This is a genomic window from Natronomonas gomsonensis (assembly GCF_024300825.1).
Classification (GTDB): Archaea; Halobacteriota; Halobacteria; order Halobacteriales; family Haloarculaceae; genus Natronomonas; species Natronomonas gomsonensis.
Genome location: NZ_CP101323.1, coordinates 1,074,957 through 1,092,617, shown reverse-complemented (window position 1 = coordinate 1,092,617; position 17,661 = coordinate 1,074,957). Strand labels below are relative to the sequence as shown.

Annotated in this window: 19 protein-coding genes; 8 read left to right on the top strand and 11 right to left on the bottom strand. The window is 64.1% G+C overall.

Annotated features, from left to right (window positions below; translation table 11 throughout):
• Positions 1-131: 131 nt before the first annotated feature.
• Genes NMP98_RS06100 through NMP98_RS06090 form a run of 3 tightly spaced genes read right to left on the bottom strand, consistent with a single transcriptional unit; the run spans position 132 to position 3,552 of the window.
• Positions 132-1,559: a UbiD family decarboxylase gene (locus NMP98_RS06100; protein WP_254860645.1), complete on the bottom strand. Its 1,428-nt coding sequence runs from the start codon at positions 1,557-1,559 to the stop codon at positions 132-134.
• On the bottom strand, positions 1,556-3,058 hold the full coding sequence (locus NMP98_RS06095; protein ID WP_254860644.1) for a UbiD family decarboxylase: 1,503 nt from the start codon (positions 3,056-3,058) through the stop codon (positions 1,556-1,558). Before NMP98_RS06095 ends, NMP98_RS06100 begins: the two co-directional genes overlap by 4 nt.
• A complete protein-coding gene (locus NMP98_RS06090) occupies positions 3,058-3,552 on the bottom strand; it encodes a ubiD operon protein (protein WP_254860642.1) in 495 nt (164 codons plus the stop codon). The genes NMP98_RS06095 and NMP98_RS06090 overlap by 1 nt, the downstream gene beginning before the upstream one ends.
• A gap of 312 nt (positions 3,553-3,864) precedes the next feature.
• On the opposite strand from NMP98_RS06090, the gene NMP98_RS06085 reads away from it, so the two are divergent.
• Positions 3,865-4,101 carry a DUF7542 family protein gene (locus NMP98_RS06085; protein WP_254860641.1) on the top strand — a complete coding sequence of 79 codons (237 nt, stop codon included), beginning with the start codon at positions 3,865-3,867 and terminating at the stop codon, positions 4,099-4,101.
• A gap of 35 nt (positions 4,102-4,136) precedes the next feature.
• Here NMP98_RS06085 and NMP98_RS19435 read toward each other — a convergent pair whose 3' ends face one another.
• Positions 4,137-4,271 carry a hypothetical protein gene (locus NMP98_RS19435; RefSeq protein WP_268105433.1) on the bottom strand — a complete coding sequence of 45 codons (135 nt, stop codon included), beginning with the start codon at positions 4,269-4,271 and terminating at the stop codon, positions 4,137-4,139.
• A 164-nt stretch (positions 4,272-4,435) separates the two neighbouring features.
• Between NMP98_RS19435 and NMP98_RS06080 the strand changes: the two genes are divergently transcribed.
• Entirely contained in the window at positions 4,436-5,719 is a 1,284-nt protein-coding gene (locus NMP98_RS06080) for an RNA-guided endonuclease InsQ/TnpB family protein (RefSeq protein WP_254860640.1), read from the top strand.
• A gap of 293 nt (positions 5,720-6,012) precedes the next feature.
• On the opposite strand, the gene NMP98_RS06075 is transcribed toward NMP98_RS06080, so the two are convergent.
• From NMP98_RS06075 to NMP98_RS06065, 3 genes are all read right to left on the bottom strand, one after another.
• Positions 6,013-6,297: an archaellin/type IV pilin N-terminal domain-containing protein gene (locus tag NMP98_RS06075; protein ID WP_254860639.1), complete on the bottom strand. Its 285-nt coding sequence runs from the start codon at positions 6,295-6,297 to the stop codon at positions 6,013-6,015.
• Positions 6,298-6,359: 62 nt separating this feature from the next.
• A complete protein-coding gene (locus tag NMP98_RS06070) occupies positions 6,360-7,331 on the bottom strand; it encodes a quinone oxidoreductase family protein (protein ID WP_254860638.1) in 972 nt (323 codons plus the stop codon).
• A 116-nt stretch (positions 7,332-7,447) separates the two neighbouring features.
• On the bottom strand, positions 7,448-8,320 hold the full coding sequence (locus NMP98_RS06065) for an NAD+ synthase (RefSeq protein ID WP_254860637.1): 873 nt from the start codon (positions 8,318-8,320) through the stop codon (positions 7,448-7,450).
• Between the two features lie 278 nt (positions 8,321-8,598).
• Between NMP98_RS06065 and NMP98_RS06060 the strand changes: the two genes are divergently transcribed.
• Positions 8,599-10,011 (top strand): FAD-binding oxidoreductase, encoded by a 1,413-nt coding sequence (locus tag NMP98_RS06060; protein WP_254860636.1) that lies wholly within the window; start codon positions 8,599-8,601, stop codon positions 10,009-10,011.
• 28 nt (positions 10,012-10,039) lie between these two features.
• Here the strand turns inward: NMP98_RS06060 and NMP98_RS06055 are convergent, their stop codons facing one another.
• Positions 10,040-11,104, bottom strand: coding sequence for a PGF-CTERM sorting domain-containing protein (locus NMP98_RS06055; RefSeq protein WP_254860635.1), 1,065 nt, complete (start codon positions 11,102-11,104; stop codon positions 10,040-10,042).
• Between the two features lie 218 nt (positions 11,105-11,322).
• Here NMP98_RS06055 and NMP98_RS06050 point away from each other — a divergent pair, with 218 nt between their 5' ends.
• The 3 genes from NMP98_RS06050 to NMP98_RS06040 are packed head-to-tail and all read left to right on the top strand — an operon-like array spanning position 11,323 to position 13,760.
• The gene (locus NMP98_RS06050; RefSeq protein WP_254860634.1) at positions 11,323-12,510 is read left to right on the top strand and encodes an acyl-CoA dehydrogenase family protein; all 1,188 of its coding nucleotides are present in this window, start codon (positions 11,323-11,325) and stop codon (positions 12,508-12,510) included.
• Positions 12,511-12,551: 41 nt separating this feature from the next.
• Complete coding sequence (locus NMP98_RS06045; RefSeq protein ID WP_254860633.1) at positions 12,552-13,310, top strand: SIR2 family NAD-dependent protein deacylase; 759 nt, start codon at positions 12,552-12,554, stop codon at positions 13,308-13,310.
• Between the two features lie 48 nt (positions 13,311-13,358).
• Positions 13,359-13,760 carry a cupin domain-containing protein gene (locus tag NMP98_RS06040; protein ID WP_254860632.1) on the top strand — a complete coding sequence of 134 codons (402 nt, stop codon included), beginning with the start codon at positions 13,359-13,361 and terminating at the stop codon, positions 13,758-13,760.
• Here NMP98_RS06040 and NMP98_RS06035 read toward each other — a convergent pair whose 3' ends face one another.
• Complete coding sequence (locus NMP98_RS06035) at positions 13,761-14,117, bottom strand: hypothetical protein (RefSeq protein ID WP_254860631.1); 357 nt, start codon at positions 14,115-14,117, stop codon at positions 13,761-13,763.
• 2 nt (positions 14,118-14,119) lie between these two features.
• Complete coding sequence (locus NMP98_RS06030) at positions 14,120-14,395, bottom strand: glutaredoxin family protein (RefSeq protein ID WP_254860630.1); 276 nt, start codon at positions 14,393-14,395, stop codon at positions 14,120-14,122.
• 89 nt (positions 14,396-14,484) lie between these two features.
• On the opposite strand from NMP98_RS06030, the gene NMP98_RS06025 reads away from it, so the two are divergent.
• The gene (locus NMP98_RS06025) at positions 14,485-14,961 is read left to right on the top strand and encodes a redoxin domain-containing protein (protein ID WP_254860629.1); all 477 of its coding nucleotides are present in this window, start codon (positions 14,485-14,487) and stop codon (positions 14,959-14,961) included.
• A gap of 177 nt (positions 14,962-15,138) precedes the next feature.
• Here the strand turns inward: NMP98_RS06025 and NMP98_RS06020 are convergent, their stop codons facing one another.
• On the bottom strand, positions 15,139-16,362 hold the full coding sequence (locus NMP98_RS06020; RefSeq protein WP_254860628.1) for an acyl-CoA dehydrogenase family protein: 1,224 nt from the start codon (positions 16,360-16,362) through the stop codon (positions 15,139-15,141).
• A 125-nt stretch (positions 16,363-16,487) separates the two neighbouring features.
• Here NMP98_RS06020 and NMP98_RS06015 point away from each other — a divergent pair, with 125 nt between their 5' ends.
• The gene (locus NMP98_RS06015) at positions 16,488-17,657 is read left to right on the top strand and encodes a CaiB/BaiF CoA transferase family protein (RefSeq protein WP_254860627.1); all 1,170 of its coding nucleotides are present in this window, start codon (positions 16,488-16,490) and stop codon (positions 17,655-17,657) included.
• Positions 17,658-17,661: the final 4 nt, after the last annotated feature.

The window sequence follows — 17,661 nt, the reverse complement described above, 5'->3', positions numbered from 1 at the left end:
TATTTCCCATCAGAAAATATTTGATAGAGTATATAAACGAGAAGAACAAGAGAAGTTTAAGGCTACCGTGGTGCGTAAACGCTATCGTTTTCAAAACATACGATTTTATATCGTTTCTTCGAGGGCGTGGTTCACCCCGTAGAATCGCCATCGAGGTCATCGGCTATCGGGTCGCAGTCGGCCGGTTCCAACCCTCGGGCCGACCAGAACTCCCGGGCCAGTTCACGAACCGATTCGGGGAAGGACTTCCCGAATGTGACCCGCGGGGCGAGATAGGAGTCGTCCCAACGGGGGTCCCACGTCGCGTCCACGTACAGTCTGGCACCGGTCGTCCCGTCCTGTCGGTAGTTGGGGCGTTTCGCCGCAGGCGCGTCCGGTTCGCTGAAAAGCCAGTCCCGAGAGGGGTGGGCCTTCACCCAGATATCGCTCAACACGCGGCCGAAATCCCACGATGGGACGTCGTCGTCGACGATGACGACCGTATCGAACAGCGACGAGAAGGAAAACAGGATGTTGGCGAGTTGCCACTCGAAGCCGGCGTAAAGTACGTCGCTTGCCACGAAACAGACCCCGAGTTCCGTCGACGGCGGGAGCAGGAGCCACTCGACCGGGGAGATGCCCCAGTAGTTGTTGACGCGATGATAGAGGTGGGCCGCCGTCGTCAGCCCGGTCAACTGGAGGTCGTCCGCCATCGGCTGTCCGACCGGCGAAATGGGGACGACCGGGTCGTCGGTCGCGACGACGCGGGTCACATCGAGAGCGAGTGATGCTCCCGCGACGGCATGCTCCCAGGCCTCCCGCCGGTCGGGTTCGAAATCGGGCTGGGAATCGGCGACGGTCGCCTCGACGACGACCTCCGTCGCGCTCGGGACGCGACCGCCGTTGGTCGGCACGAGCGGTACCGCCCCCTCGACACCGGTCTCTCGGATGGGAGTTTCGACCCGGTCGGCGACCGCCAGCAGGTACGCCGCAGTGATGGCGGCGGGGGGAACACCGAGCGCGATGGCGACGGTGTCGCCGTCGTCGGACAGCGACGCCAGCGACGCGGGCACCCGCACCCGGAGGGTGTCGGTACTCACGACGACACCGTAGACCGGCGCCCAGTGTGTGCCGTCGTCGGTCGTAATCGAGGCGACACCGAGGGAGATGACCGGCCACGTGTCGTCGACACCACGCGGGAACGAAAGCGCCTGTAGGTCCTCCAGTGTCCGCGAGGCCGCCTGTGGGGTGTAGGTGGTTTTCTCGGGGGTTCCGGTCGGCCCGAGACAGACGACGGTATCCAGCAGGTCCACGAGCGGCGCCTCGACATCGAGGCCGAGGCCGAGCGACAGACGCGACCACGGGGCGGACTCACGGCAGTGCATCTGGTCCGGGCCGCTGAAGACGCCGCTTGCCAGGTCGACGCCGTCGTCTCGCTCGAACCGGAGTGCCGGACCGTTTCCATCCAGCGCCTCCGCCGCGAGGACGTCCACCGGAACGTCGTCCCGTTGACCGTCGGTGATGGCCACCAAGTCGTCGTCGCGCCGCAGGCCGCGCAGATAATCCGCAAATGGAATCACTCGGTCTCACCCCTCGACTCGTCGGAGCCGAACTCGGCCCCTGAGACGCCTGCCTCCCGGAGAACCGCCCGTGCCCGTTTCCGTAGCTCTTCGTCGGCGTGACGCCGTATCCGCTCGCCGTCGGTCGTCGCGTCGACGTAGGCCTTCGCCGTCTTGGCCTTTGACGTCCCCACGTCGGCGCCCTCCTTCTCATCGGGCGTCTGATAGATGTTGAGCGGGACCTTCGGCATGCGCTCGACGCCGAACTGGTGGAAATCCTCGTCGGGGTCAGCCTCAAGGGCGAACGCCGTCAGGACTGCCCGAGGGTCGAAGGGGTCGACATCGGCGTCCACGAAGACGAAAAAGTCGATGTGGAGCATCCCCCACGTCGTGAAGATGAAGTTGGCGAGTTCGTGGAGATAGCCCGGATAGGGGCAGTCGGTGGCGATGACCCAGACCGTCCGAGAGGTGAACCGCCACGGCACCGCGAACTCGACATCGAACCCCGCCGCACGGAGCCCCAGCGTCGCGTCGGGGCCGGCAGCGGTGACTTCCAGCGTGCTACTGGAGTTCCGGTCGTAGCCCACGCCCGACCCTTCGACACAGAAGGGGACACGCGGCGCCCTCCGGTGGGTAATCGCGTCGATTTCGAAGGTCGGCATCGACCGGCGCGGCCCGTTCATGTAGCCGAAGTAATCGCCGAACGGCCCCTCGTCGAGGCGTTCGCCGGGCAGTACGCGCCCCTCGATGACGAGTTCCGCCGACGCCGGCACCAAGAGGTCGCTCGTCTCACAGGGAACGAGGTCGACGGGCTCTTCTTTCAGCCCGCCCGCGAACGTCGCCTCGCTCCGCCCGCTGGGAATCCACATGTCGGCGCTGTACTCGACGGCGGGTTCGGCGCCGATGACCGCGGCGACCGGCATCGGCTGGTCGCAACGCTCGTACTGGTAGTAATAGAGGTTCGGCACCTGCTCGCCGGCCAACAGGAGCAGACTCGCCTGCGTCTCGTCGTGGAGCATCATGCGATGGCTCGACCAGCGGCCCCACTCGCTGTCGGGTGCCGGCGCGACAAGCGTCTGGAGGTTCGAGTAGCGGCCGCCGTCGCCTTGATGGATGTAGGGCCACGGGAACGACAGGAGGTCGACGTCGCCGCCGGTCTTGACGACCTCCTTGCAGGGTGCGGCCGGACGGTCGACGACGCGTGGCTCCCGAGGCGAGGAGAGCCGGTCGATGACAGCCGCGTAGTAGTCGGCGCCGCTCAGGTCACTCGCCATCCCGAGGGAGCGGGCGATACGGTCCCACGGTCGTTCGCGGGAGCCGCGGTAGGGGTCTCCCACGAGGACAGCGTCGGTCTCCGATTCCGCTATCGACCGAAACGCCGGAATTGGACCGTCGCGTTGGTTGGCGAGCATCGTAATCGCACTCGCCTCCAAGTCCCAGGAGACGCCCGCCTCGAACTCGGCGAGATCACCGGCGTCGGCCAACCGGTCGAGGTACGCACGGAACGAATCGACCGCCATCACTCACGCTCCGAGAGCGCATCCCGGAGCGGGTCGCTCTCGAACTCGGTCCGAACGCTCTCGTAGGCCTCCAGCAAGGCTGGCCGTTCGGTTGCGAGTTGTTCGAAGGCGATTTTTCGGAGTGCGGCCGCAGTCGACTCGTACTGACCCGACTCGACGAGATACCGCAGCACCACCTTCAGGTCGTTCGAGCGCGTGTTGATGATGTTCGAGGTCGAGGCCTGCTCGTCGGCAAGCCGGCGGAGCAGGTCCTCGTTGATGCCGGCCGCATCGACCTCGTCGAGCAGTTCCACGTACCACTCCTTTCGGACGCTCTCGTGTGGTCCCGCGACGACCGTCAACCGAGACGGGTCGGTGAGCTCGTCCGGTTCGCGGGCGATGCGCACCCGCGCCTCGAAGATGCGTTTCGTCTCGGCGTCGGTTATCTGGAGGGTCGTCTCGGTCCCTGGCTCCTCGGGAAGATGTTCCTCGGAGGTGAGATAGTGGTTCGACATGCGTGGGCGTGTATCCGGTGGTCATCCGTGGGCCGCGTCTCCGTCGAGGTCGCCGTCGTCGTCGATGAGGCGGCCACCGCGATGTGGATACGTAGACAGGCGGACGCCACAACCAAGAGCGCTTGGTCTGGCCGGTCAGGTGTGTCCACCGCCGGCGTCCAGAACCCGCTGTCTGACGAAGGAGCGCCTCGGCGGGTTCAATCCAGCGCCGACCGCAAGCGCCACGGGCAGGAGGGGAGCGGTCCCTCCGAACGCGCTGGCTGGAGTTCAGGAAGCGCTAGGGGTAAATGCCTGCCACCGCTAGCGTGGCCAATGGCAGAAAAGCACGTCACAGTCTCCTGTCGGGCGTGTGACCGAACGGAGACGTTCGAAACGCTCGGGACGGCCCGGGAGTTCATCGAGACACACCGAACGGAGACGGGCCACGAAGCGACGTGGGAACTACCCTCGCTTGCGTCCGGCGTCGAGCGCGCCGGCGACGATGCCGGTGTCTGTGGCCGTCCGGAGTGTACGACGGCGGAGTCCCCACTCCATCGGGGCGAGGAGTAGGGAGAAGGATATACTTGCCCGGTGGCGAGGGGAAATCACTCCAAAACGCGCGTCAGCATCTCGACTTGGTGGTCGTCGAAGGCGGTGTAGTACAGTCGGAACTCGTACATGCGGCCGTGGAAGTACTGGATGTCGGAAGGGTCGTTCTTCCCCAACTGCATTTCTCCCATGTTCACCGTCGTTCGAGGTGGAGCCTCCGACCTCAAGAGCGTAGCGAGCGAGTAGGTCGGAGAGGAAACCGACATGGTACTACACCAACCACGCTCGATGACTGGCCGACTCCCCCACCAAATCGTTGGTAGTATAAAGGCATGGCACTACAGCTGAAACACGGATGGAGGTACGTCGCACCGTCCCCGTCAAACTTGACGTGGCCGACAGCGACGCCGACCTCCTCCACGAAACCATCTCCGAGTTCCTGTGGGCCGCCAACTACGTCGTCGACCACGCATGGCAAGGCGAGTACAAGACTACGAGCAAAGCCGAACTTCAACGCGAAACCTACGACGACGTGCGGGCCGAAACGAGACTCCAAGCGAATCTCGTCCAGAACGCCCGCAACAAGGCCGCCGACGCCGTCCAGAGCGTCGTCGCTCGGTGGAAGCACGGTGACTACGCGGGGAAACCGAACTTCACCGCCCCGACGCTCGTCTATGACAAGCGATGTGCGACGTTCAACGACGACCACGCAACGCTCTCAACCGTCGAAGGACGCATCACTGCCGAGTACGTTCTTCCCGACGAGGGCCGCGAGACGCCCCACTCGGAGTACCTATTCAACGACGACTACGAAGTGACGGGCGCAGAACTCCACTACCGAGATGGTGAGTTCTACCTTCACGTCCGAACAAAGGCGGACGTGGAGTTCGAGACTGCCGACGACGGCAACGACGAGCACAGCACAGTCCTCGGCGTTGACCTTGGCATCGAAAACGTCGCTGTCACCTCAACCGGCGAGTTCTGGAACGGGTCGGAGGTGAACCACTGGCACCGCGAGTTTGAGAAGCGGCGCGGGTCGCTTCAACAGCGTGGAACGCGAGCCGCTCACGAAACTATGAAATCGGTCGGACGCACGGAGACAGGCCGCTACGACCACTTCTTACACACTGTCTCGAAGGAACTCGTCGCGGAAGCCGTCGAACACGACTGTGACGTAATCGCGTTTGAGAACCTGACGGGGATTCGTGAGCGGATGCCTCGTGCCAAGAAGTTCCACGCATGGGCGTTCCGTCGACTGTACGACTACGTCGAGTATAAGGCCGAAGTAGAGGGTATCTCGGTCGAGCAGGTGAGTCCCGCGTACACGAGCCAGCGGTGTTCTAAGTGTGGGTTCACTCACGAGAACAGCCGCCCGACATCGGACGGACAGGACGTATTCGAGTGTCTGAAGTGCGGGTACTCACCGCACGCGGACTACAACGCGGCGAAGAACATCGGTCTGAAGCATCTCCGCTCGGCGCAAACGTCGTCGGGCGGAGGCGCACCCGTAAACGTGCGCTTGAATCGCGGGATGTTGAACGTGAACGGCGATTATGAGCCTGCCAGCAGTGGCCAGAACGGGAGTCCACGCGAAAGCCCCACCCTCAACGAAGCGAACGGCAAAGCCGTGAGCGAGTAGGGTGGGGTAGTTTACGTCGTCGACCGTTACGTAGTCGTCGGTTCCGTCGAACTCCAGTGCGGACCCTTGTCCGGCCTCAACCCTCTGTGGGGAGTTCTGAAACGTCCCATCGTTGCCGTTCCGCGAGTGGTCTTCTACTGTCGTGCCGCCCCCAGTGAATGGATAATACGCGACGAAGTCGCCGGCTTCGCCGGCCTCGAACTGCTCGCGGACGAGGACGGTCGCGTCCTCGCTTTCCGTGACGAGCATCACTTCGTCGCCCGGTGCCGTCGGGAGGAATATCTCGCGGCCGGTCACGTTGCCGTCGACGGTCGAATCGACTCGCCGTTGAGCCGTACGTCGACGGCGTTGCTTCCGGTGACCTCGGGCACCAACGCCGTCCCGGCGTTGGTCGAGTCGAGACTTACAGCCGTATCCTGTGTCGGCGCGATGCCGGGGTCGGCGACGCCGAGTAACATCGCCACGATGACGGCCGCCAGCGCGACGGTAATCGCAATCATGAGCGCCACACCGACGACTGGCGACATGCCGCTGTCGGCGGCGTACAACCGCTGGAGTGGGCGGCGCTCGGAGTCCACGCCCCACGTTTGGGCAAAAAATATAAATGGGTTAGTAGCAACTCACCGTGCCGAACCCGGAGTTACGGTTGCAGGACGACCTTGCCGCTGGATTTGCGGTCCTCGATGAATCGGTGGGCGTCGGCGGCGTCTTCGAGGTCGAAGGTGTGGCCGACCTGCACTTCGAGCGTGCCGTCGCCGAGCAGCTGTGTCAGTTCGGGGACGGCGCCCATCACCTTCATCGGCTGCTGTTCGATGGCGCGTCCGAGGTGGTAGCCGATGACGGTCTTGTTGCCGAACAGGAGGTCGGCGGTGTTGGGTCGGCCGGGTTCGCCCGCGGCGGCGCCGTAGGAGACCATGCGTCCGAAGTCGGTCAATGCGTCGAGGCTATCGTCGGAGGTTTCGCCGCCGATACCGTCCAACACGAGGTCGACGCCTTCGCCGTCGGTGAGGTCGTTCACGCAGTCGACGAAGTCCTCCTCGGTGTACTGAATCGCGTGGTCCATCCCGAGGTCCTCGGCCATCGAGAGTTTCTCGGGGGTCGAGGCGGTACCGAACACCTCGGCGCCGGCCTCGTCGGCCAACTGCACGGCGGCGCTGCCGACGCCGCCCGCGGCGGCGTGAATCAGGACCGACTCGCCCTCCTCGAGGCCACCCCACTCGTGGAGGCAGTTGTGGGCGGTGAGCCACTGGACCGGGAAGCCGGCGGCCTCCTCGAAACTCATCTCGCCCGGAATGTCCAGCAGGCCGCGAGCGTCGGCGACCGCGTAGTCGGCGTAGCCGCCGCCGTTGACCAGCGAGACGACCTCGTCGCCGACCTCGCGGCCGACACCATCGCCGACCGCGTCGACAACGCCTGCCACCTCCATGCCGGGGGTGTACGGCGGTTCGGGGCCGCCCTGATAGTGTCCGCGCCGCTGCATGATGTCGGCGAAGTTGATGCCGGCGGCTTTCACGTCGATTCGGACCTGCCCCTCCCGGGGTTCGGGTGCGTCGGTCTCGGCCAGTTCCAGCGTGTCAGCGTCGCCGAACTCGGTGATTTCGATTGCTCGCATCGTACTGTCCACATGCGCGCCCTGGCCTTATCAATGTTAACCGAAGGGTACGATTAGTGGAATAGTGTTAAAACACTTGGCAACCGAAACACCTCGGGGTGAAGCAGAGACGGGGCTCAGAGCCGCCCTTCGAGTTCACAGAACAGGCCCTCCGAGTCGGTTCGGTCGGTTTCGGGTTTTGACGCGCGCTGCCGTTTGTGTGCGGTATCCAGATACAGTTCGGCGTACTCGCGGACGATTCCCGGGTCGATGCCCAGTTCATCGGCGGTCCCCTCGACACCGAGGTTCTCGTCGACGAGGCCGTACAGTAACACGTCGAGGAGTCCGTACGGCGCGCCGAGTTCCTCCTCGTCGGTCTGTCCATCCCACAGACCCGCAGTCGGGGGTTTCTGGATGATGGTGCGGGGAACGCCGACGTGCCGGGCGAGCGCCTTCACCTCCGTCTTGTAGAGGTCCGCAAGCGGCCTGAGGTCGGCAGCCCCATCGCCGTGTTTCGTGAAATACCCCAACAGGAGTTCCGTCCGGTTGGAGGTTCCACAGACGAGTCGACCGGTCATATTGGCGGCGTAGTAGGCGACGCTCATCCGAAGGCGGGCGATGGCGTTGCCCAGCGCGACCCGGTCAACTTCCTCCTCGATGGCCGGCGCCACGCTGTCCTCGAACATATCGAGCAACGGCTGCAGTTGCACCATCGTCGGGTCGACGCCGAGGTTTTGTGCGATGGAGTGAGCGTCCAGCGTGTCCACCGCGTCGGTGAGGTGACAGGGCAACACCAACGCGGTGACGCGCTCCGGGCCGAGTGCTTCGACACAGAGGTGGGCGGTCAGCGTCGAGTCGATACCGCCGCTCAGACAAACGATGACACCGTCGGCGCCGGCGTCAGCGACAGTTTCGCGAAGGAAGTCGACTATATCCGCCCGGAGTGACTCGAGTTCGGACTCTTCTGTTCGGAACGTCACGTCCGGCATTCCGTCGACGGCGGCTATCATCCGCCGTCACCCCCGAGAACACTCTCCGACTGAAGTTTCCGTTCACGGCTCTCTGTGGCGATAACTCTGTCTTTGTTTTGATATATCTTCCATCTAGTGACGCTCGTTTGCTATTCACGCTATACGAACTCGATACGACCAACTAAAACCTTTCCACGTGGGTGTTCGTACACCTGATACTGTATTAGGGTGCGATGATAAACGGCTCCGGCCTCGCGGATAAAGCACCTCCGTCGGACGCAAATAGGTTTAAGCGGATACGGCCATCCCGTCAGGGTATGACGTACGACTGTTCGTTCCTCTCGGAACTTTCCCTGGAGGGGGCAGTGTCGTTCGAGGACTCGGCACGGGAGAACCACGCCGCCGACTGGGTAGCACAGGAGGCCGGCATCGGCGTCACCCCCGACGCCGTGGTCTGGCCCGAATCGACCGCCGATGTCTCGGCCATCCTCGAGGCTGCCCACGAACAGGAGATACCGGTGACGCCGTATGCCGCCGGCACGTCGCTGGAGGGCAACGCCGTCCCGCTGTTCAAGGGTATCAGCATGGACATGACGAAGATGAACGACGTACTCGATGTCCGCCCCGATGACTTCCAAATCGACGTGGAACCTGGCGTGATGGGCAACGTCGTCGACGAGACGGTCGCCGAACACGGCCTGTTCTTCCCGCCGATGCCTTCCTCGGCGAACCTCTCGACCATCGGCGGCATGATAATCAACGACGCCTCCGGACAGAAGACCGTCAAGTACGGCGAGGTCGCAGACTGGGTGCTGGAACTCGAAGTCGTCCTCGCGGACGGAACGGTCATCGAAACCGGAAGCAAGGCCGTCAAGACCTCCTCCGGGTACAACCTCAAGAACCTCATCATCGGCAGCGAGGGAACTCTCGGCGTCGTCACGCGCGCGACGCTGGAGTTGGAGGGCATCCCCGAGCAAATCAAGGGCGGTCGCGCGGTGTTCGAGGAGATGGACGACGCCGCCGAAGCCGTCTTCGACGCCGTCCGGTCGGGCGTCGACGTGGCGAAAATCGAACTCATCGACCCGCTGGCCGGCGAGATGGCCAACGCTTACTTCGACACCGGCCTCCCGGACGCGCCGATGATTTTCGTCGAGTTCCACGCCAACCACGGCATCGACGAGGAAATCGAGTTCTGTCGGGCCATCTTCGAATCCCACGACGTCGAACGGTTCGAGATAGCCGAAGAGGAACGGATGGACGAACTGTGGCGCGCCCGAAACGAACTCGCCTTCGCCGTCCAGCAGTACGACCCCGACCTCTCGCCGCGCCACCCCGGCGACGTGACCGTCCCCATCAGCAAGTACCCCGACATCATCCGCTATGCGAAGGAACTCGGCGAGGAGTACGACATCCTGCTGCCGTGTTTCGGTCACGCCGGCGACGGCAACGTCCACTATGCGGCGCTCGTCGACCCCGACGACGAGGAGATGGTCGAAGATGCCGAAGAAATCTACGGTGCCATCGTCGAGAAGGCCATCGAGTGGGGCGGCACCGCCACCGGCGAACACGGAATCGGCATGGGGAAACGGAAGTTCCTCGAGTTGGAACACGGCGAGGGCGGCGTCGAGGCGATGCGCGCGATTAAACGCGCCCTCGACCCGAAGGACATCCTCAACCCCGGAAAGATGTTCCCCGAAACCGAAGACGAGGGTGTTCGCGTGAACCTCTGAACGCTCCGAGAAACCGTCCGTTCCGATTTTACTGTCGACGCTGGAGGTAGAGCGCGCTCGCCAGCAGCGACAGCAGTGCGGCCAGCGAGCCGAACCCGGAACCGGGGCCTGCAGTCGGCGTCATGCCGGTGTTCGCGTTACCACCTCCGCCTCCGCCCCCGTTGTTGGCATCCGTTGCGGTGGGTGCAGCCGTCTCTTCGGGTGGTTCAGTGGGTGTCGGCATGTCGTTTGCATCGGTTGGTGGTGGCGTCTCCTCGGGCGGTTCGGTGGGAGTCGGTGTCTCCTCGGGTGCCTCGGTCGGCGTCGGCGTGGACTCCGGCGTTGCGGTCGGTTCCGGAGTCGGCGTTGGTTCGGTCCCGCTGTCGTCGCCGCTTCCCGGTGCGGGGCCGAGTTGTTCTTCGGCCTCGGCGCGACTGTCGCACTCACAGACGTAGAGGTAGTTCGACTTGGCGTTGATGCCCGCCCGTGTCGCGTCCTCGGAAGGTTCCGTCCCGCGACCGTTGTCGGCGGCGGTGCCGTTGATGAACCCCTGTACCTGATACCATCCGGGTTCGCTCGTCACCGTCAGGCAGGTGCCGTCCTGTGACCCGGCGCCTTGGGCGGCGACGATTTGGCTCTGGGGGGTCGCGTAGGGTGGATCTCCCGCGAAGTCGCTCCAATCGTAGAAGTCGATGGTGATGCCGTCGTCCCGGAAATCGGTGTTCTTCTGTTTCTGGACGAGGTCCTCGTCGATTTGTGTTCCCGAGAGGTTGTTACCGCGGTCGATGCCGAAGACGGCCGTGTTCGGGATGTCGCAGGCGGAGTAGTCTATCCAGTCGGCGTCGATGATGACGAAATCCATGTAGACGCCTTCCTCGTCGGTTTCCGCACGAACCGCGTCCGCGCCGGTCGCGAAGTACTCGATGCTGCCGTTCTGCTCGTTCTGGTCGCCGGGATAGTGGTCCGTCGCGTGCGGGAAGTTGACCGAGAAGTTCGCCTCCTCGGTGTAGTCGTCGGCCTCTGCCTTCGTGTGGCCGTCGGCGGCAACGGGCGCCGTGAAGGTGGCGAAGACGGCGACGACCGCAACCGCCGCGGCCACCACCAACAGGCTCATTCTCACCGAACTGCGTCGTCGAGTGGCTGGCATAGCGTGACAGTCCACACAAACGACTACGACTACTCTGTGTCCCATACGAGGCAATTTATAACAGCGAGTCTAGAAACGTTGGCTCCGTCATGCGGCATCGCATCCGCCGGCCGAGTCGCCTCTTGAATACCCTCCTATGGCACGGTAAACCGCTTTGATGGTGACACCACGACGGTGTGACAGCGATGAGCGCACACTTAGACGACGAACACGAGATGATTCGGAACTCCACGCGGGAGTTCCTCGAAGCCGAAATCGAACCGGACCTCCCGGAGGCCGACCGAAAGCCGATGAGCAAAGACCAGGCCATCGAGTATCAACAGATGCTGGGTGAACTCGGTATCGGCCCCGGCGACACCGAAAGCGGCGGCTTTGCTGACCCGATGACCTACACCGTCACATCCGAGGAGATATCGCGGGTGTGGCCGTCGCTGAACGTCACGCTGAACATGTCGTTCCCGACGATTTTCGCGCCCTATGCGGGCGAGGAGACGGCCGACGCGCTCGAAGACAAACTCGACGACGGTTCCTGTATCGGCTGTATGGCCGTCACCGAACCCGACGGCGGTAGCGACACGGCAAACCCCGGAACCACCGCCGAGAAGGACGGCGACGAGTACGTCATCAACGGCGAGAAGACGTGGGTGTCGAACGCGCCCATCGCCGACATGGCCCTGGTCGTCGCACAGGACACCGAGGCCGGCCAGCGGGACTTCTTCATCGTCGATACGGTCACAAACGACATCGAGACGCGCGAACTCGACAAACTCGGCTGGAAGGGCTCTCCGACCGGCCAGATTTTCTTCGACGACGTGCGCGTCCCCGAGGACAACAAACTGATGAACGCCGTGATGAACATGCTCGCCTCGGGAGAATCCGACCTCGCGGACAACGAAATGTTCCAGACCGGCGACCCGCTCAACGCCATGTTCGCCTACATGCGGACGGGGATGGCGGCGATGTCCGTCGGCATCATGCAGGCCGCCTACGAAGCCGCCCTCGACTACTCCAAGGAGCGAGAGGTCTTCGGCGGTCCCATCGCCGGTCACCAACTCGTCCAAGAACACCTCTACAACATCCGTGCCGGCCTCGAAACCGGCCGACTGCTCACTTACGAGGCCGCCCGGAAAGTCGCCGAGGGTGACCCCGAGGCCCGGATGTACTCCTCGCTGGCGAAGGGGTGGGTGTGTGAGAAATCCGTCGACGTGGCCGACGAGGCGCTGCAGGTCCACGGCGGCAACGGCCTCTCGAAGGACTATCCCCTCGAGCGATACTACCGCGACGCCCGCACGATGACCATCCCCGACGGGACGACCGACATCCAGCAGTTGGTCGTCGGCAAGGAACTGACGGGCATCCGCGCTTACAAGTAGCCGCCGAGCGGTTTTTTGCCGCTCAGGTGTGAATCGACGGTATGAACGAGCGGGAAACCGAGTTCGCAGCAGCGGCGATTCGGGACGCCGACTCCGTCGCCGCGCTGACCGGCGCTGGCGTCTCGACGGCCTCCGGCATCCCCGACTTCCGCTCCGAGGACGGCCTCTGGACGGAGTACGACCCCAACGACTTTCACGTCCGGCGGTTCCGTGCCGACCCCGAGGGGTTTTGGCGCGACCGCCTCACGCTCGTCGAGGACCTCTTCGGCGACGCGGTCGACCCGAACCCGGCCCACGAGGCCCTCGCGGAGTTGGAGTCGGCGGGCCACCTCAATGGCCTCATCACACAGAACGTCGACGGACTCCATCAGGACGCCGGCAGCGACGACCCCATCGAGATTCACGGCAACGGCCGGCGGGTCGTCTGTACCGGCTGTAAGCGGCGCTTCGAAGCCGACCCCGTCTTCGAGCGAGTCCGGGACGGCGAGGCGCCGCCGACGTGTGACGACTGCGATGACGTGTTGAAACCCGACGTGGTGCTGTTCGGCGAACAACTCCCCGAACACGCCCTGTTTCGAGCACAGTCGCTCACAGAAAGCGCAGACGCCTTCCTCGCGGTCGGGTCGTCGCTCACAGTCGAGCCCGCGGCGTCGCTCCCTCGGGTGGCCCAAAACAACGGCGCGACGCTCGTCATCGTCAACCTCGACCGCACGAAGCTATCCGGGCAGGCCGAATACGACTTCCGGGCCGATGTGACCGAGGCCTTGCCGCGACTCGTCGAGGAAGTGCTCGCGGAGTGACGCCGGCGGCGTACCTTTTTGCCCTCGGCCGACCAGCGGACAGTCGGTATGGACTACAAGGTCGTTGACCTCGATGACGTACCGATAACCGACCTCTCGGAAATCGACGGGATTCCGCCGACGCTTGACATCAAGCCCATCGGCGACCAGCTCGGCCTCACCCAGATGCGGGCGACCGTCTGGTACTTCGAACCCGGCGAGGAGATTCAGTACCACGCCCACCGCGAACAGGAGGAACTGTACTTCGTCATGGAGGGGGAGTTCTCGCTGAAACTCGGCAAGTCCGGCGAGGAGGAGTACGTCGACGCCGGCCCGGGAACGTTCTGGGTCGCCGAGCCGAAAATCGGCCACGGCCACCGCTACGTCGGCGACGACGAGGGCGTCGTCCTCTCCCTCGGCGCCCCGCCCGTGGAGGACCCCGGACTCGACCCCCACTCGCTGGACGAGTAATCAGTCGTCCGACGACTCCACCCGGTCTCGAATCGCATCGAGTGCGTGATACGACTGCCGCTCGGCGACAGCGGTGGCGACGATGAACACGGCGATTGCGACCGCCCCGACCAACGCGGAATCGCTGGCGTCGACCACGTCGAGCGTCCGGTGAAACCAGAAGACGTCCGCCCACTGACTGCTGTGAAACGCCGACACCGCTGGGTGAGAATACACCTTTCCGATGTCGGGAACCATCCCCCACCCGCCACCGAGTAGCGTCCACACCCGCGGATAGGCGACGTTCGGAACGAAAAGCGTCACGAGCAGCGTCGTAAACGTCGCGCCGACGGCGAAGTGGGTCACCCCGAGGGACACGCTCAGAAATCGGTGTCGACTTCGGCCGGTGACTCGGCGTCGCCGTAGGTCGTTTCGAGGAACTCGAAGATACGCGCCGATTGGCTCATTGAGACGCCGTAGTCGTCGTCGACGACGACGGGAACCTGCCGCTGTCCCGTTATCGTCTTCACCTCGTCGCGTTTGGAGTGTGGCCCTTCGACCCAGACGCTGTCGAACGGTACGTCCAACTCCTCGAGTTTGTCGACGACGAACTCACAGTACGGACAGCCCTCAAGCCGGTACAGCGTGATTGTCATACACACACCTCGTCGCGGGAGGGCAAAAACCCGACGGCGACGGGTGTCGACGGCGGCGTGTTTAAGGGTCCGGCGTCGGTTGACGTGGTATGCCACCAGCTGTCGGCGACGATGCCCCCGGTTTCGAGGCACTACTGTGTGACGGCGAGACGTTCCGTCCTCGAACACTCGACGACGCCCTCGACGACGACGACGGCGTGGTCCTCATCTTCGACGGCTTCGTCTTCTCGGCCATCGCACAGAACTGGTGGCGTCGCTACGACGACGCCGACTGGGACGAGTTTCCCGTCCCCGTTTACGGCGTCGTCCGCGACGGCCCCTACTCGATAAACGAGTTCCTCAGACAACTCGACAGTCCGTTCTCCATCTTTTCGGACCTCAACGGCGACGCCGCCGAAGCCTTCGACCTGCTCGTCGAACGGCAGGGGATGGCCGGGACGAAAACGCCACGTCGGGCCGTCTTCGTCATCGACGGCGACGGGGAAGTACAGTACGCCTGGGACACCGAAGAGTGGATTCACCCAGTTCCGCGGGAGGAAGTCGAGGAAGCCGTCGAGGAGTTGTAACGCGAGCGAGGGCCACCGGGCCGAGCGAGCGCTTTTTCATCGACGTTTTTCGAGGAGAGGTGTGCGAGCGGAGCGAGCACACCCGACGAAGAAAAAGGTCGGAAGTAGTGGATTCACCCAGTTCCGCGGGAAGAGGTCGAGGAGGCTGTCGAGGAGTTGTAACGAGCGGCGACGGCGTCAGTTGACGCCCAACTCTTTGGCGATGGTGTTCAACTGAATCTCGTCGGTCCCTTCGACGATGCGTAGAACGCGGGCGGTCTGGAGTTCGCTCATGAATGGGTTGTCCTCCGAGAGGCCGTTGCCGCCGTGGACCTGCACCACGTCGTCGGCGATGTCGAACATGACGTTCGAGGCGAGGTACTTGACGATGGACGACTCCTGAATCGCCTGCTCGCCGTTGTCCATCAGCCACGCGAGTCGGAGCGCGGTGGTGTCGGCGGCGAAGGCGTTGGCCTTCCCGCGGGCGAGTTTGTGCGAGATGCCTTGGAACTTCCCGATTGAGCGGCCGAAGGCCTCCCGTTCGTTGGCGTACTCGGTTCCCTTCTCGAGGAGGAACTCCGAGTGGCCCAGTGCCCGGCCGCCGATTTCGAGACGGCCCAGCGAGAGGAACTCCATGGCGTCGTAGAAGGCGCCGTCCTCGGTACCGAGGACGCGGTCTTCGGGGACGCGCGTGTCGTCGAAGGAGAGTTCACCCTGCATGCCCGTCATGCCGACGGCGTTGTTCATCGACGTGACCTCGTACTCGTCGGCCTCGACGATGAAGCAGGTGATGCCGCCGTAGCGGCCCATCTCCTCGATGGGGGAGGTGCGGGCGAACACCTGCACGAAGTCGGCGTAGGGGGCGTTCGTAATCCACTGCTTGGAGCCGTTGATGACCCACTCGTCGCCGTCCTTCTCGGCGGTCGTCGACATGTTCGGCGAGTCGGAACCGACACCGGGTTCCGTCTGGGCGAAGGCGGTGGACTTCTCGCCGCGGACGCAGGGCAGGAGGTACTCCTCGATTTGGTCGCCCTCCGCCTGTGCGAGCAGCGGCTTCGGCCCCTCGGGTCCGGCCAGCACGTACTCCGAGAGCCCCGGCCCGGTCGAGGCGACGTGTTTGATGGCGCGATACCACGTGACGTTGGAGACGCCCTCGCCGCCGACGTCTTCGGGGAGATTCATCGCGTAGAAGCCGGCATCGGCGCTCTTCTTGCGGACCTCCTGTACCGCCTCCTGAACGTCGGGAACGAGTCGGCCGTCGTCCTCGTGGCGCTTTCGTGGGTTCGACCACGTCTCGCCCAACTCGCTCTCGATGGGTTCGACCTCCTGTTCGATGAAATCTTCCAGACTGGAGAGGATGAGACTCGTCTCCTCGTCGGTCTCGAAACTGACGCCCGTCGGTTGGGCTTCCTGTGTTGCCATACCACCACATACGACGGCCGCCTCTTGAACCCTGCGCGCCGTCTGGCAGGGGCATTTAAACAAACCACGCACGGACGGTTCCCGGCCGACGGCAGGCTTATGTGACGAGGCTCCCACCCAAATCCATGCAACTCGATGGCGTTCGCGTGCTCGACCTCACGCGACTGCTCCCCGGCCCGTATGCGACGCAACTGCTCGCCGACTCCGGCGCCGACGTGGTGAAGATAGAGGACACCGGCTCGGGCGACTACGCACGGCACATGCCGCCGACGACGGAGGCCGGCGTCGGTGCCGTCTTCGACGCCGTCAACCGTGGCAAACGAAGCGTCGCCCTCGACCTCAAAAGCGAGGGCGGCCGCGAGGCGTTCTACGCGCTCGTCGAAGACGCCGACGTGGTCATCGAGAGTTTCCGCCCGGGCGTCACCGAACGCCTCGGCGTCGACTACGAGACGCTCACCGAGTACCGCGAGGACCTCGTGTACTGCTCGCTGACGGGGTACGGACAGGAAGGGCCTCACTCCGACCGCGCCGGCCACGACCTCAACTACATCGGACTGGCGGGACTGCTCGATATGACCCGCGAGGACAGCGATGAGAAACCGCGGATGCCGGGGTATCAAATCGCCGATATGGCGGGGGGACTGCTCGCCGCCTACTCGGTGTGTTCGGCGCTTTTGTCGCGTGAACTCGGCAACACGGGTGGCGAGTACCTCGACGTGGCGCTCACCGACGCCGTCGTCTCCTTCTCGCAGGCGCTGGCGCCGCAGGCACTCGCCGGCGACGACCCGCGCCCGAGCGAGACACCGCTGACCGGGGAGTATCCGTGGTACGACGTCTACGAGGCCGCCGACGGCAACTACGTGACCTTGGGCGCGCTCGAACCGCAGTTCTGGAGTGCGTTCTGTGAGGCCGTCGACCGACCCGAACTGATAGGCAAGCACATGACCAACGACCCCGCCGAACGGCAGGCTGTTCGGGAGGAACTCGAAGCCATCTTCGCCGAACGAACGCGCGATGAGTGGGCCGAGACGATGGCCGACGTGGACGCCGCCGTCGACGGCGTCTACTCGCCGGCCGAGGCCTTCGACCATCCCCAAATAGAGGCACGGGGATACGTCGAACGCCCCGACGACGGCTCTCCCCGCGTCGGATTCCCGCTTCGTGGCTCAGATATCGAGCACTCGGCGACCGTCGACACGCCGGGCCACGGCGAACACACCGGCGAACTCCTCGAATCGGCGGGACTCTCGGAGGGAGACATCGAACATCTCCGCGAGGACGGCGCCGTCCGCTGACCGA